We start from the raw sequence: 15242 nt of genomic DNA, 5'->3' as shown, positions 1-15242 counted from the left end.
AGATTTTATTTTACCATGTCTTGATAAGGATATGCGAGATTTAAGTTTTGGTATAGGTAACTTCTTAAGTGTCGGATTTAGCTCCGGTCTTTAGACCTCTTCGGAAATTTTATGTGTTTCTTCAAATACAAATAGGGGCTTTCCAAGAGATAGCCCCGTTAAAGAACTCATTTGTTATAACCCTAGTGACGATAGCTGATAAAGTGGATACATGGTATCCATATGTATGCCTCCCTATGAAAATGGGCCGTCCCGAAAAGAATCTTTTTCAGGACGACCCATGAAGTCATTTTACCTAGATTAGCGGTTCCAGACATTTTTTACTGGTTCCACACTTTTTTATCACTGGACAAAACATCTCTTCAAACTATCGCAACTACTCCACCGTTACACTCTTAGCCAAATTTCTTGGCTTATCCACGTCATGCTCGAGTGCTAGAGATGCATAGTAAGAAATCAGCTGCAGTGGAACGACAGACAATGCCGGTGATAAGATCGGCAGCGTTTTCGGAATCGCGAATAGCTCGTCGACAGATTTTGCTACTTCGTCTTCTGAGCCTTCGTTAGCGATACCTAGGACGTGAGCGCCGCGCGCTTTTACTTCCTTGATGTTGCTAAGCGATTTTTCGTACAGCTCTTCCTGCGTTACAAGAGCGATAACCGGAATGCCGTCCTCGATCAGCGCTAATGTTCCGTGCTTCAGTTCTCCGGCAGCATAAGCCTCGGAGTGAATGTACGAAATTTCCTTCAGCTTCAGCGAGCCTTCTTGTGCTACGGCATAGTCTACGCCTCGGCCGATGAAGAACAGGTGTTTATGGTGCGAAATAGATACGGCTACTTTCTTCAACTGTTCAGCTTGCGCAAGGATATGCTCAACCTGTGCAGGCAGCTGATGCATAGCGGCAATCATTTCTTCAATGTAAGCAGCATCCTTTGTTCCAAGCGTGCCAGCCAGCTGCAAACCAAATAGATAAAATGCGATCAGCTGCGATGTGTATGCTTTTGTCGAAGCAACCGCGATTTCAAGGCCTGCCCATGTAATAAGTACATGGTCTGCTTCACGAGCGACCGAGCTGCCGACAACGTTCGTGATCGCGAGTACACGAGCACCATTACGTTGTGCTTCGCGAAGGGCCGCAAGCGTATCTGCTGTTTCGCCTGATTGGCTTACAACGATAACTAGCGTATCCGATGTAACGATTGGTCCGCGGTAACGGTATTCGGATGCGACATCCGTCTCTACCGGGATGCGGGCAAGCGTCTCAATTACCGACTTACCTACAAGACCTGCATGATAAGCCGTTCCGCATGCTACGATCTGTACTTTGCGAATCGATTTAATATATTCATCTGACATACCAAGCTCTTTTAATTGCACGGACTTGCCGTCTTCCGTAATACGGCTCATCATCGTGTCACGGTATGCTTTAGGCTGTTCGTAAATTTCTTTCTGCATGAAGTGATCAAATCCGGCTTTCTCCGCCGTTACGAGATCCCAATCGACATGAAATATTTCCTTGGAAATACTTTCGCCTTCAGTCGTCATTACTTCGACAGAATCACGTGTCAAGATTGCCATTTCGCCGTCGTTCAAAATGTATACGTTGCGCGTATGCTCCAAAATAGCCGGGATATCCGAGCCGATGAAGTTTTCGCCTTCGCCTACGCCGATTACGAGCGGGCTTGCATACCGTACGGCAACAAGACGATCGGGTTCAAACTCCGTCAATACGCCAAGCGCGAACGCTCCGCGCATACGCTTTACAGCGCGTTGAACGGCTTCCACAATGTTATCGTTATATTCATCAGCAACAAGGTGGGAAATAACTTCCGTATCTGTTTCCGATACGAAAATATGCCCTTTTGCCATTAATTCTTCCTTCAGTTTCAAGTAGTTCTCAACGATACCGTTATGAACGACAGAAAACTTCGCAGTGTTATCGGTATGCGGATGCGAGTTCACATCAGATGGTTTACCGTGTGTTGCCCAGCGGGTATGACCAATTCCGACAAAGCCTTCTAACGGCTCTTCGCGCAGCAAGCCTTCAAGGTTCGCCAAACGACCTTTGGACTTCGTAATTTCGAGCCCGTTTTTCGTGAAGACAGCGATACCGGCAGAATCATAACCCCGGTACTCCAGCTTCTTCAATCCTTCGAGCAAAATGTCCTGCGAGTCGCGTTTACCAATATATCCTACAATTCCACACATAATTTAATAGGCCTCCGATAAGGTTATTTTCCCGTCCAATCGGATGCCTGCCAATGCGCGGCACAGGCAATATGAAGTTGTCACAGAATAATCCCAATCATTGCGGAAAATGTAACCCCTCTGCCCGTGCCCACCCCACCGGTGGCATCTTGGACATACGGGAGTAATGGATATGATGAATGAGCAGCCTGCCGTACGATTGTATGACCGGTCGCCCGGCCGTTTTACGTAACGGCTTTCGGTTGGCTTGCAAATACCGGAAGGTCCCCGCCGAATGTTTCGAACACCTTCACCTCGTCAGCTTCCCGTATGAACTCCCGCTTCAAGCTCAGCTTCCCAGCCAGCTCTACAACAAGATCGTTCATCACGCAAGCTCTGGCGCTTAACATGCTTAAATAACCTCTATCCTCGCTTTCCTTCCTGAGTCATACTACCTATCATATTCATTTTCTAGCTGCTGTGCAACTATTCCATGAAAAATCCTTTACTATTTTCCAAAATAAAGATGGCCCGCCGGCTGCAAAATCCGACAAGCCTTCGACAACTTCTTCTTAAGATTAACCTAGTTCACTTTTAACGACGTCAGCGATTTGCGCAACGTATGCCTCAACCTGGTCCTTCTCCGGTCCTTCCGCCATTACACGAATCAAAGATTCCGTACCTGATGGACGAACAAGCACGCGGCCGTTATCGCCTAGCTCAAGCTCCACAAGTTTAACCGCATTCTCGATTGCTGTATTGCCTTGGTATAAGCTCTTATCTGCTACCCGAACGTTAATGAGCTTTTGCGGATATTTGCGCATCAGACCTTTGAGCTCGCTTAACTTCTTACCGGAGGCTGCAAGCGTATCAACGAGCTGCAGCGCTGTAAGAATACCGTCACCTGTCGTAATATGGTCAAGGAAAATAACATGACCGGATTGTTCGCCGCCGAGGTTGAAGCCGCCGCGGCGCATTTCTTCCATGACGTAACGGTCGCCTACTGCCGTTTGCGCGGTTTTCAGACCAATGCGCTCCGCGCCCTTGAAGAAGCCGATGTTAGCCATCACCGTCGTTACGATTGTATCTTCCTTCAGCTTGCCAGCCCGCTTCATCGCATCGCCAATAATACACAAAATAAAATCGCCGTCCACCTCTTCGCCATTCTCATCAATCGCGATTAGACGGTCAGCATCCCCGTCAAAAGAAAGCCCGACATCTGCGCCATGTTTTAGTACTTGCTCGCGCAAATATTCCGGATGCGTCGATCCGACACCGGCATTAATATTAAGCCCGTCTGGTTCGGCGCCTACCGTTATAATGTCCGCTCCAAGCTCGCGGAATACGGAAGGAGCCAGCTCATAAGCTGCGCCGTTCGCGCAGTCGAGTACGATTTTCAAACCGCTGAACTCACCTTTGATCGTTGTTTTCAAGTAATCCAGATAACGCTGTTTTGCGCCTTTATCGCTTGATACCGCTCCGATATCCCCACCCTCAGGCCGTGGTAATTCATCTGTTAAAGCATCAATTAGTTGTTCGATTTCGAGCTCGGTATCATCCGACAATTTAAAGCCGTCGCCAGCGAAAAATTTAATGCCATTATCCTCTACCGGATTGTGTGAAGCAGAAATCATTACGCCCGCATCAGCATTCAGCTCACGTGTAATGTAAGCGACTGCCGGCGTAGAAACGACACCCAGACGCACAACGCTTGCACCAATCGACAATAAGCCCGCAATTAGCGCAGATTCCAACATCGGACCGGATATACGTGTATCCAGACCGATAACCACCTTAGGCTTTTTGGCCTGACGTGTTAAAACATAGCCGCCGCAGCGACCGATTTTATAAGCCAGCTCTGGTGTAAGCTCACGATTGGCTATGCCCCGCACACCGTCTGTTCCGAAATATTTCCCCATAATTAAAATGCTCCTTTGTTATATGCTGCGTTCATTATTATCTGCCTATACTGCTTTGTTGATTAAGGACTTGTATTAGAGCCGCCTGCAGCGCTACCTCCTTCATCTCCGCTCTCCGCAACGGTATCCGGTGTTGGCGCCGATGCCGGAGGCTCCTCTGTCGGCGTTCCTCCAACCTCCTCTGAGTCCTCCTGCCCTTGCTCAGAGACTGCATCGTCTATAATCTCGATGGATACGGTCAGCGTCTGCCCTTTAACCGGAACCGTCTGCACATAGGCAGGCACATCGACCTGAAGCGTGACGTTATGTACGCCCGGCTTCAGTCCCTCGACATTCGCAATAACACTGATTGCATCTGCCTTAAGTGCGGATATGACAGATTCCGCTCCGCTAACTGTCAAATTAATTTTTCCGTCCGCTGGAGACCGGATAACGGCAGACGACCCGCTTTCGAGCCCCTCAACCTTTACGGGCAGTCCCGTAAAGGTTCGCTTAATATTAGGAGCTACAACGACCTTGACCGATACCTCGGCAGGATCGACCGATTTAATGCCTTCGATTGGCTCCGTCTTCAACTGTAGGGTGCCTGATTCCTTCACCTTCGAGAGATCGAGCACTACGCCATCATAAATCTGAAGCTCTTCTAACGACTTCTGCTCGCCGTAAACGGTCACCTGATCAAGCGCCGGCTTAACCGATACTAAGCTTAGCCCCTCAGGTAAAGTACCGGTATAGCGCACCTGCAAAGGCAGTGTTTTGAACGGCGGTGTTACCTTCACCTCGGCATGAACCGTTTCCGGAGTAATGATCGCATTCGTCATCTCTTTGCCATCCGTATCATATACGACTACTTTAGACTTTTTATTAACGACCGTTTTATCAGCGCCTTCGACACTAATCTCCGTCGTTACGAGTCCGATCCGGCTCATATCATCCTTTGGCAGTGTAACCTCGACGCCTGTCGTTGGCGCTACAATCGATGAATCTCCCATTACAAAGCCGTCAGCCGGCTTTCCTTCCGTAACGACCCGAAGCTCGAACGGCTTCGTTAAAATCTCTTCAATCTGCACCATTACGGTTCGCGGCGACATCTCCACAAGCTGAACCCCTTTAGGTAATCTTACGGTCAAGGGCAATTCATGTATGCCTGCTTTCGTACCCTTCAAGTCCACCTTCACGACATAATCATCTAATGAAGAAGCCTTGAGCAGATCAGAGAAACTCCCCTGCACGTCAAGCCGTACTACGGTAGGATCCATGGCCGTCAGAACATACTTATCGCTATCCAGGCCCTCGGTTGTAATAACAGATGCCTCTATCGTCTTTGTATCAATATTAGATGTTACCGTCTGAGGTGACGTATCCGGATCAATATGTACGACAGCCCAGAGCAGCAATCCGACAATGACGGAAATGATTTTGAGCGAGGTGGGGTGACTTAGCCATTTATCCATCACTGCCTCCTTTCCGCTTCCAAAGAGACGATACCGTAACGCGTTCCTTCGTGAATCCGTTCGTCTTCGGCGTCAGCTCTTCGAATAGCTTGGAAATCAACGACTCCTCGTTAATATCTCGGACGATCATACCGCCCAGAGACAAGGATACTTGCCCCGTTTCTTCAGATACGGTTACAGACACCGCATCCGTTACCTCACTTACGCCAATAGCTGCCCGGTGGCGTGTTCCAAGCTCCTTGCTTATAAAAGGATTTTCCGACAGGGGCAAGTAACAGCCCGCCGCCATAATTTGATTGGATCGAATGATGACCGCACCGTCATGCAGCGGCGTATTCGGAGTGAAAATGTTAATGAGCAGCTCCGAAGTAATCTTCGATTCCATTCGAATGCCCGATTCAATCAATTCACTCAGACCCGTGCTTCGCTCAAAAACGATTAACGCTCCGATCTTTCGTTCCGCCATAAAGCGGACAGCTTTAATGACCTCGTCAATTTGCTCATTAACGACATCCCGGTCAAGTGAATACGAGCGTGCAAACAGCTTACCGCGCCCAAGCTGCTCCAGCACACGTCTAAGCTCCGGCTGGAATATAATGAGCACGCTCACGATTCCGAATGTGAACATCTGATTCATAAGCCATTTTAATGTATACAAATTGAACCAGGTGCTTAGCGCCCATACCGCAACAAGTATAAAAATACCTTTCAACAGCTGTACGGCGCGGGTTCCGCGTACGAGCAAAATAATTTTATAAATAATAAAGCTGACTATGCCAACATCAATAATATCCTTTATCCAGTCATGCCATGTTAAATCTGAGAAATAATTCATATGCCAACCCCCAACAGCCGATCACTTTATTTGTGTCTATGAACGGATTTCAACTTTATTATTTTCTAGATATGGGATTGGAAATCCTTTTTTTAAAAAATAAAAAAATACCCCCCTAAAAAAAGGGAGGCAGCTTGCTTTAACGGGGATTTCCGCCAAAGGTTTGCGTCACCTTATACCAGAACCAATCGAGTGCTTGATCAATCGTTCTGCTCTGCCCCGAGATATGACCGGTGGACGCGAGGTTTAATGAGCCGTCGATCACGGTTACGTTACCATCCACCTCGCCCTTTACATCAGCTGTTCCGTTCTCCACCGTCAAGTTTCCGGTTAAATGGGCACCCTCCGGCACAATTACTGTGTTTCCTTCTATAATGACCTGCTGAAGATCCTCGCCTGCTACAATAAGCTTAGTATCTTCTTCCCACATGGTGAAGAAGCTTCCTAGCATAACGAGTACAAACACAGCAGCAGCAGTGACTCCCGGGTTCCGGTAAATGTAGCGTACGATCCCGTTCCGCTGCTTACCCCGTTTCTTCGGCAGCTGCTGCATGATCCGCTGCGTCAATAGTTCCGATGCCTTCTTGTCAAAATCCGCGGCAGGCTGAATCGCTTCTAAAGTATAGTACGCCGCGGCGTCCGTCTTCTGGAGCTGTTCAAACCGACTGCGACAAGCCGGACAGGAAAGCAAATGAGATTTTAACGTAACGATATCTTGTGTGGGCAGCTCGCCGTCCAAATAGTCATGCATCCATACGATGGCGACGTTGCAATTCATAGCAGCCAGTCCTTTCTTTCAGTTGCTCGCGCATGAGTTCTATTCTCGCTATTAGGATACGTTAATAGTGAGGGGATGTTTCAATTTTTTTCGTAATCGGGCAAGTAATCATTTCCATCTACAATTTGTGCTCGAGCTTCTTCCGGAGAAACTCCCTGCCGCGGTGAACGCGCGTCTTAATCGTCGTCACAGGCATGTCCAGTACATCGCCAATTTCCTGCAAGGAAAGATCCTGCATATAGCGAAGAGTCATAACGGTCTTATATTTCGGCGGCAATGCTGCAATGGCTGTATGAATAATCCGCTGCGTATCCGTCAGCAGCAGCTCCGATTCCGGCGTCCGGTTATCACTAGGAATCATCGAATAGCCATCCAAGCCTTCATGACCGGATGACTCCGCGTCAAGCGAATAGGTCGGCTTTCGTTTACGCAGCCGATCGATGCATAAATTCGTAGCAATCCTGTAGATCCATGTCGAAAATTTTAACGTATCATCATACCTATCCAGGTTTTTGTACACGCGAAGAAAGGTGTCTTGAACGACATCCTCCGCCTCCTGGCGGCTATTCAGCATTCGATATGCCATATGAAAGAGCTTATCCTGATAGAGGTCTACAAGCTCAGCAAAAGCCTGCTGATCGCCTTTGAGAGCTAATTGCGCCAGGCGTGCTTCCAATACATTCACCTTAACTCCTCCAACCTTCCGTTCGTTCTGCTTATTGCCTTGCCGTATGCTCTGCAATCATAATGCCCGCAAGTATAAGTAATATTCCAATCGTCATACCTGCGCTTATTATCATCATCGCGGATTTTTGGACGGGATCACAATCCGCCTGCAATCTGTATGTCAGAAACAAAAACAAACTGTATGTAACCGCCGATGCCAGACCGTACACGACCCCGGCGATATTAAGCTCAACATCATTCTTCTGCTCAAACAGTCCTACCGCGAGCAGCGTACCTGCCATTACGACAGCAATCGCGAAAATCTGTTGGTGCCTAGGTCAACGTCTATCCCGCAAGCACTCAAGCAAAATCGTAATCCACATGAACTGAAAAAGCAAGACAATTGAGAAAGAAGCTTCCAATTTTTGCAGCGCCAAATTATAAAATACAGTTGATGCGAACCATTCTGACAATTATAAACGTTCGGTGCTGGGCCAGCAATCGACTTTAGGCTAGTTGACGCTTCGACTTACGACCAGTTTCCTTATTTATAAAGTAAAAAAAGGTCTAGGAGACATCTTCGTCCCTGACCTTCTGCGTGTATGATTTCCACTATGATTACAGTGTATTTGTTTTCAGTTTTTCCAACACCTTCGTGATGGTCGATGTCGGGATCGCGAAGCCGATTCCTTGCGCCTCGGCGTTAACCGCCGTGTTGATGCCGATAACCTCGCCCTTCTCGTTAAGGAGCGGTCCGCCGGAGTTTCCGGGATTAATCGATGCGTCCGTTTGGAGCAAATGCTCGTATTCGTGTTCACCTTGCTCATCGGCAATGGTGATTGGACGCTCTTTGGCACTAAGGACACCCATTGTCAGCGTTTGATCGAAGCCGTACGGATTACCAATGGCCATTACCCAGTCGCCGATTTGTGTTTCATCAGAGCTTCCAAGCTTAAGGGAAGGGAACGCTTTGCCGTCCGGACTCTCAACCTTCAGCACAGCCAAGTCCAGCTCGTAGCTTGAGCCAAGAACCGTTGCTGCAAGCGGCTCATCGTAGCCCTGAACGGTCACCTGAACCTCCTTCGCATCTGCTATGACGTGTTCGTTCGTTAATATATATCCGTCCTGTTCAAAGATAAAACCGGTTCCTGAGCCCGTCAGTTCCGGCTCTGTGCTGCTTTGCTCCTGCTGCTGTTGACCGTCTCTGCCCGATTGACCGCCGCCAAAAAACGGACGAAAGCCAGGATCATTGAACATGGAGGAGGAACGGGCAGGCTCCGCGTAGTTTTCTATTTTTACAACCGCTGGACTCGCCGATGCGTAGACGGAGGCAATATCGTCGCTTGTGTTGAGCGATGCTGTAGATAAGCCTGCATCCTGCCGGGCCGCATTGCTTGCTGCGCTTGAGCCGGCATTTTGCAGAGCCTGGCTGCCCCCGCTGAACAGATTATTTTTATCCGCCAAGTATGAGAAGCCGCCGACCACTACCGCACCGATCAGGAACGATGCCAGCAGCGTTTTTGCTGAGCTTCCTCCCGAACGTTTGGAACGCTTTTCTCCGCCCGCCACTGGCTTACTCCTATCCTTCTGCAATCCAAGCTCCTTCTCGTAAGAAGCTCTAAGCTCATTGGTTGATTTGCTAGATTCATAAATATAAGTAGAGACAGGAGCATTATTCGAAGTATTCGATGTATTCGATGTATAAGTCGCAGTATAAGTATCGTTGCTCGCATCCGCGCTGCGTTTGTTATCCTCGTTCATTTCTATCATCCTTTCAAGTGCAGGTATCTGTTTCCTATGTATCTATCATGCAGGATGTACCTTAAACGAAACTTAAGCGGATTATAAATGAACATAAGAAAAATGCGTGCAGAAAATGGATAGCTTTTTGGGGTTGGCGCGTGAGTTCCCGGCCGACCCCTTTGTATTTGGTGCAAAAAAATTGCATTCCTGCCTTCACGCATCGCTGCTTGCGGATTCCTTTTTAGCATGCATCAACCAGACGTAACGATTGAGATGCTGGAAGGAGACCGCGAGGCCATGGGTCCCGCATATTCGTCCGAGCACGTTCAGCGTTGTATAATATTCACTCTGCAAATCCTGAAGCAATTTCATGTAACCCGCTTGCTCTGCATCGGCCTCGATTTGCTTGCGGGTCTCTTCGTCCTGAAAGACGGTGTCCGCGAAAATAATTTGTCCGTTCTCTTCAAGGAGCGTGCTGTATAAAGCGATAGCCCGCTCCTTCTCCGCATCGGTCAAATGATGAAAGGCATAGGTGCTCACGATCGTATCCAGCTGAACGGGGATTTGCGGGAACTGAAGGAAGTCGCCTTCTAAAAGCACAGCGTCTAAGCCCCGCTTTTTAAATCGTTTCCTCATCCCTGACGACGGCTCAACCGCATACACGCTGCTGCACCGCCGAAGGAGCTTCTCCGTCAGATTGCCCGTTCCGGCGCCGAACTCAAGGACTGTACCGTAGGAGCGCTCCGCTGCCGCCTCAAGAATGGCATCATAGCTTTGAAATACTTCCTTGTATTCCTCGTCATGCCCCTGTACCGTAAGGTCATAATGATCCGCCCAATGGTCAAATAGATCGATAAATTCTCTCCCCATCGCTTCGTCCATCCCTTCAAAAAATATAATCCCCACTAAATACATCGAATTAAGCATGTATATCCTCAGCATATGATGGCTGATCAAAATAGTTCTAGCGTTCCTTACGCACTCGTTTCTCCAAACGCAAAAAAAAAGCCAGCCACGGTGTTAGCACCATGACTGGCTTTTCGTTATAGCACACTCGCCTAAGCGGCAGGTGGTTTAATTAGCCCGTATTCCGAAGGCCTGCAGCAATTCCGTTAATTGTCAGAAGAACTTCGCGAAGCAGCTCCGGATCATCCTCTTCGTTATCACGAAGCGCGCGCAGCTCGGTTAGCAGCTGTACTTGCATATAGCTAAGCGGATCGACGTACGGATTACGCAAACGAATCGACTCTTGAATGACAGGAACGTTATCCAAAATTTCCGTTTGGCCTGTAATGCTTAGAATAAGCTCGGATGTCAGCTTGTACTCTTGTTCGATTTGCTCAAAAATACGATCGCGGATCGTTTTGTCCTTAATCATATCCGCATATTCCTTCGCAATTACCAAATCTGCCTTAGCCAGCGCCATTTGCAGGTTATCGATAAGCGAGCGGAAGAACGGGAACTTCTCATACATCGTACGCAGCGTTTCCAGATTGCTTGCATTTTCACTTACAAATTGATTTAATGCTGTACCCGCAGCATACCATGCTGGCAGCAGGTAACGGCTTTGCGTCCATGCGAACACCCAAGGAATCGCACGCAAATCCTCGAAGCGATCGCTGTTTTTCCGCTTGGACGGACGGGAGCCAATGTTAAGCTCACCAACCTCAGGCAGCGGTGTCGATTCCTTGAAGTAAGTCAAGAAATCCGGATCGCGGAAAATAAGATCTTGATATTTCGTGAGCGCCGTCTCGGAAATCGAACGCGCAATTTCATCCCACTCGGCTTCTGCTTGCGGCGCTTGTTCTGGGTATTTCGCCAGACGCGCTGCCGTAATAAGCGCCCAAGTCGCTTGCTCTAAGCTGCGGTAAGCGATGCCTTGCATCGAATAACGCGAGGAAAGCACTTCACCTTGCTCGGTAATTTTGATGCCGCCGCCAATCGTATGAGGCGGCTGAGCAAGAATACTGCGGTTAAGCGGCATTCCACCGCGGCCAAGCGCTCCGCCACGACCGTGGAAAAACTTCAATTTTACATCATATTCTTTGCCGGCAGCCGTAATTTCTTTCAGCGCCACGCGCAGCTCCCAGTTCGCCGTAACCACTCCGCCGTCTTTGTTGCTGTCGGAGTAACCGAGCATAATTTCGTGCAGGTTGCCGCGAGCCTCAACCGCTTGTCGGTAAATGGGCAGCTCGAAAAGCTCCTTCATGATAGCCGGTGCCGCATGAAGATCGTCAATCGTCTCGAAAAGCGGTACCGATTGCAGCGTACAGCGAACAGAGCCGTCAGCTTCCTTGCGGAACAAGCCAACTTCCTTCGCAAACACCATAACCTCAAGCATGTCGCTCGCCGCTTGGGTCATACTGATCAGATAGCTGGAAATACAATTGACGCCAAATTCCTGCTGCGCACGATAAATCGTATGGTAAACGTTCAAGCATTCACGCGTCGACTCTGTGTAATCCAGATGCCCCGACGTAAGCGGCCTTGGATCGTTCAGGAGACGGTGAAGCAGATCAGTCTTCTCTTCTTCCGATAGCGACGCATAGTCCGCTACCACATTCATTTTCGCCAAAATCTCGGACATCGCATTCTCATGCTCTTGGCTGTGCTGACGGACGTCAAGCGCCATGAGATGGAAGCCAAACAATTCAACTTGACGAATAAGCGTAGCGAGTGCCGTATCTGCTACATAATCAGCGTAGTGATTGCGCAGGCTGCGGTCAATAACGAGCAAGTCCTCGCGAAGCTCGTTAGGGTGGTTATAACGCATTGGGGAGCCTTTAAGCGACTCATCGCGCGTATTAGCGAGCTTCTCCAGCATAAAGCCCAGCTTAATCCGGTAAGGCTCCTTCGTATTTCTCCACAAATCAACACATTTCAGCTCAACATGCTCGCGGTCCAAACGAATCGATTCCACCAGTTCATCCGACACCTCAACCAGGTTCGTGCTGAAGCTAAGCAGACCCATAAGCTCATCGAGCTTCTCTTCGTACTTGCGAATAGCCAACTGGCGGTGCAGCGTCAGCGTCTCCCAAGTTACCTTCGCCGTTACGGATGGATTGCCATCGCGGTCGCCGCCTATCCAAGAGCCGAAGCGCAAGTAATCCGGTACATGCCAGTTCTCATTCGGGTAATATTTGCTCAGGCAGCGCTCAAGCTCTTCATAAACGTTAGGCAGCACCTCGAACAACGTTTCATCAAAATAGTACAAGCCATTACGAACCTCGTCGATAACCGTCGGCTTGCGGTCACGAAGCTCATCGGTTTGCCACAAAATGAGAACCTCATTCATGAGCTTCTCTCGCAGCTTCTCGCGCTCGCGATAAGTCAATGTCGGGTTATCAAGCTCCATTACATCAACAGCAATCCGTTTATGAATATCAAGCACCGCACGTCGAGTCGCCTCGGTCGGGTGCGCAGTCATCACGAGCTCAAGCGAAATACCGCTCAAAATATCTTGAACATCCTCGATCGCAATCTCACGTTCCTTCAAATCCTGAACAGCGCTCTCGATCGAGCCGCGCTGTACCGCTTCACCGGCAGAAACCTCGTAGTCGCGTTTCCGTCTAATCCGGTGATTTTGCTCGGCAATATTAACGAGCTGAAAGTAAATAGCAAACGCTCTAATGACTTGATGACGAATTTCCGGACTTAGGGACGAGACGTTTTCCTTGAATTGTTCGAATAGTTCCGGCACAAATTCGGCGCGAAGCGCTTTGCTTTGCTCACGAATCCGTTCCACAATATCAAGCAGCTCGCGACCTCCTTGATGGACGAGAACTTCGCCGAGAATGTTACCTAGAAACCGGACATCGCGTCGCAGCAAATTGTTAGCCTGCTGCCGATTTGTCGTCAAAGTAGATGCAGATTGATCCGACATACTGTTCCTCCTAAAATTTTGCGAAGCAAAGACCGCTCCGTAAGCTTTAATACACAACATGAACGTTTAATTGACTTCTACCATCATACTACAAAAACCTACAGGGTTGAAGCCCTGAAGCCAATCCTCACAAAAACAGAACAGCGTTATTTGTAAAGATGCTTGCTCTGTTTAGAAGGAAATGATTTGTGTAAATAATGGCATCTATATTTCATGAGCAATTGCTCCATCAATCGACTGTTATAAAATAAAAAAAAGCCCTTGAGAGATCAAGGACTTCATCGTTTGTAGTTGGATTGTAAAATTGGACATAGCTAGCTACCCCTTTGCGCAACGCGCGAGGGTTTTCAAATTCATTCAGATAAATACATTCGTATTTGAGTGACCGGAAATAGNGTTGTAAAATTGGACATAGCTAGCTACCCCTTTGCGCAACGCGCGAGGGTTTTCAAATTCATTCAGATAAATACATTCGTATTTGAGTGACCGGAAATAGCGCTCTGTTCGGCTGTTATCCGTTGCTCGTCCCTTACCGTCCATCGACACTTTAACGCCTTCTTGCCCAAGCAGTTCAAGATAGGTTGCATTGGTGAAATGGGATCCTTGATCGCTATTCATAATCTCCGGCCTACAGCGGCTGAATGCACGTTTGAGGCACTTCAATACAAAGCCTTTCTCAAGTGTGCTGGATATCTCGTAATCAATGATTCTGCGGCTGTACCAGTCGATGATGTTGAACAGGTACATGAAACCATTGCCCATCCGGAGATACGTAATATCGATCCCCCAGACTTGATAATCAATGATTCTGCGGCTGTACCAGTCGATGATGTTGAACAGGTACATGAAACCATTGCCCATCCGGAGATACGTAATATCGATCCCCCAGACTTGATTCGGTCGATCTATTTTCAGACCTCGTAGGAGATAAGRGCGCTTGTATTTGGCATGGAGGCGTTTGCTTAAGTTTGGCTTCGGATAAATGGCCTCGAGTCCCATGATTCTCATCAGCCGCCGTACGCGCTTACGATTGRCGTCAAAGCTCTGATCTCGAAGGAATCTGGTCATACGCCGGTAACCGAAGTAAGGATGCAACATGTAGATCTCATCTATCCGATGCATGATCTGTACATTTTCTTCGCTCTCATGACGTTCCTTGTCAGCGCGGTATACGCTGGTTCGGTTCACGCCTAGCAGCTCTGCCTGACGCTTGATGGTAATCGCATCGCAATCGCGTTCTACCATGGCTTTTCGGGCTTCTAGAGGTTCATTTNGAGTGGCGGACAATCTTCTTCGTCTTCGGTTCATGTGCAAGAAGGTTCCCGGTATACGCTGGTTCGGTTCACGCCTAGCAGCTCTGCCTGACGCTTGATGGTAATCGCATCGCAATCGCGTTCTACCATGGCTTTTCGGGCTTCTAGAGGTTCATTTAAGACCAGATTTTTTTTTGAGCCAGTCGACCTCAACCGTAAGTTGGCCTACCAGCTTCTCTAGATGTTCCTGCTTGCTCTCATACTCCTTTTTCAGTTTTTCTGCTTCACTGGTCTTCTTCTCAAATACCACGGATGCACGTTCTAAAAACTCAGCTTTCCACCGGCTAACCATTACCGGGCTTAGTTCATATTTCACACTAATCTCGTTTACGGTCTGCTCCTCACGGAGGACCTCCAGTACAACCTTCGTCTTAAACTCTGAGGTATATCGGTTCCGTTTTTCCATTGCTTCATTATAACTTATTTTTCTCCCTCCCGTGTCTCAACTTATGGGAGCATTATA

General features: G+C 48.4%; 13 protein-coding genes and 1 pseudogene. All 14 read right to left on the bottom strand.

What is annotated here, in order from left to right:
- Positions 1-376: 376 nt before the first annotated feature.
- The 14 genes and pseudogenes from glmS to ASG81_RS17250 all read right to left on the bottom strand — a co-directional run bounded on the left by glmS (position 377) and on the right by ASG81_RS17250 (position 15185).
- Complete coding sequence (gene glmS / locus ASG81_RS17305) at positions 377-2209, bottom strand: glutamine--fructose-6-phosphate transaminase (isomerizing) (RefSeq protein ID WP_056636718.1); 1833 nt, start codon at positions 2207-2209, stop codon at positions 377-379.
- A 224-nt stretch (positions 2210-2433) separates the two neighbouring features.
- Positions 2434-2598, bottom strand: coding sequence for a hypothetical protein (locus tag ASG81_RS31020; protein ID WP_155971627.1), 165 nt, complete (start codon positions 2596-2598; stop codon positions 2434-2436).
- A gap of 168 nt (positions 2599-2766) precedes the next feature.
- Positions 2767-4107: a phosphoglucosamine mutase gene (glmM, locus tag ASG81_RS17300; RefSeq protein ID WP_056636716.1), complete on the bottom strand. Its 1341-nt coding sequence runs from the start codon at positions 4105-4107 to the stop codon at positions 2767-2769.
- A 62-nt stretch (positions 4108-4169) separates the two neighbouring features.
- Positions 4170-5561: a CdaR family protein gene (locus ASG81_RS17295; RefSeq protein WP_056636714.1), complete on the bottom strand. Its 1392-nt coding sequence runs from the start codon at positions 5559-5561 to the stop codon at positions 4170-4172.
- Positions 5554-6396 (bottom strand): diadenylate cyclase CdaA, encoded by an 843-nt coding sequence (cdaA, locus tag ASG81_RS17290; RefSeq protein ID WP_056636712.1) that lies wholly within the window; start codon positions 6394-6396, stop codon positions 5554-5556. The genes ASG81_RS17295 and cdaA overlap by 8 nt, the downstream gene beginning before the upstream one ends.
- Before the next feature lie 139 nt (positions 6397-6535).
- Positions 6536-7174 (bottom strand): zf-HC2 domain-containing protein, encoded by a 639-nt coding sequence (locus ASG81_RS17285; RefSeq protein ID WP_056636710.1) that lies wholly within the window; start codon positions 7172-7174, stop codon positions 6536-6538.
- A 118-nt stretch (positions 7175-7292) separates the two neighbouring features.
- Positions 7293-7859, bottom strand: a complete 567-nt coding sequence (gene sigW, locus ASG81_RS17280; RefSeq protein WP_056636708.1) for an RNA polymerase sigma factor SigW — start codon at positions 7857-7859, stop codon at positions 7293-7295.
- A gap of 31 nt (positions 7860-7890) precedes the next feature.
- On the bottom strand, positions 7891-8142 hold the full coding sequence (locus ASG81_RS17275; RefSeq protein ID WP_056636706.1) for a hypothetical protein: 252 nt from the start codon (positions 8140-8142) through the stop codon (positions 7891-7893).
- Positions 8143-8458: 316 nt separating this feature from the next.
- Complete coding sequence (locus ASG81_RS17270) at positions 8459-9601, bottom strand: S1C family serine protease (protein WP_235548916.1); 1143 nt, start codon at positions 9599-9601, stop codon at positions 8459-8461.
- Between the two features lie 195 nt (positions 9602-9796).
- On the bottom strand, positions 9797-10453 hold the full coding sequence (locus ASG81_RS17265) for a class I SAM-dependent DNA methyltransferase (protein ID WP_056636753.1): 657 nt from the start codon (positions 10451-10453) through the stop codon (positions 9797-9799).
- Positions 10454-10661: 208 nt separating this feature from the next.
- Positions 10662-13466 (bottom strand): phosphoenolpyruvate carboxylase, encoded by a 2805-nt coding sequence (gene ppc / locus ASG81_RS17260; protein ID WP_056636704.1) that lies wholly within the window; start codon positions 13464-13466, stop codon positions 10662-10664.
- A gap of 229 nt (positions 13467-13695) precedes the next feature.
- A pseudogene (locus ASG81_RS34040) lies at positions 13696-13848 on the bottom strand (hypothetical protein); the annotation flags it as partial.
- Positions 13849-13862: 14 nt separating this feature from the next.
- A partial coding sequence (locus ASG81_RS17255) for an IS3 family transposase (RefSeq protein WP_442952899.1) occupies positions 13863-14711 on the bottom strand: 849 nt, incomplete at its 3' end.
- A gap of 180 nt (positions 14712-14891) precedes the next feature.
- Entirely contained in the window at positions 14892-15185 is a 294-nt protein-coding gene (locus ASG81_RS17250) for a transposase (protein WP_056636700.1), read from the bottom strand.
- Positions 15186-15242: the final 57 nt, after the last annotated feature.

Source organism: Paenibacillus sp. Soil522 (genome assembly GCF_001428245.1).
Lineage (GTDB): Bacteria > Bacillota > Bacilli > Paenibacillales > Paenibacillaceae > Pristimantibacillus.
The sequence above is the reverse complement of the archived record's forward strand: the minus strand, read 5'-3'. Positions and strand labels throughout refer to the sequence as shown.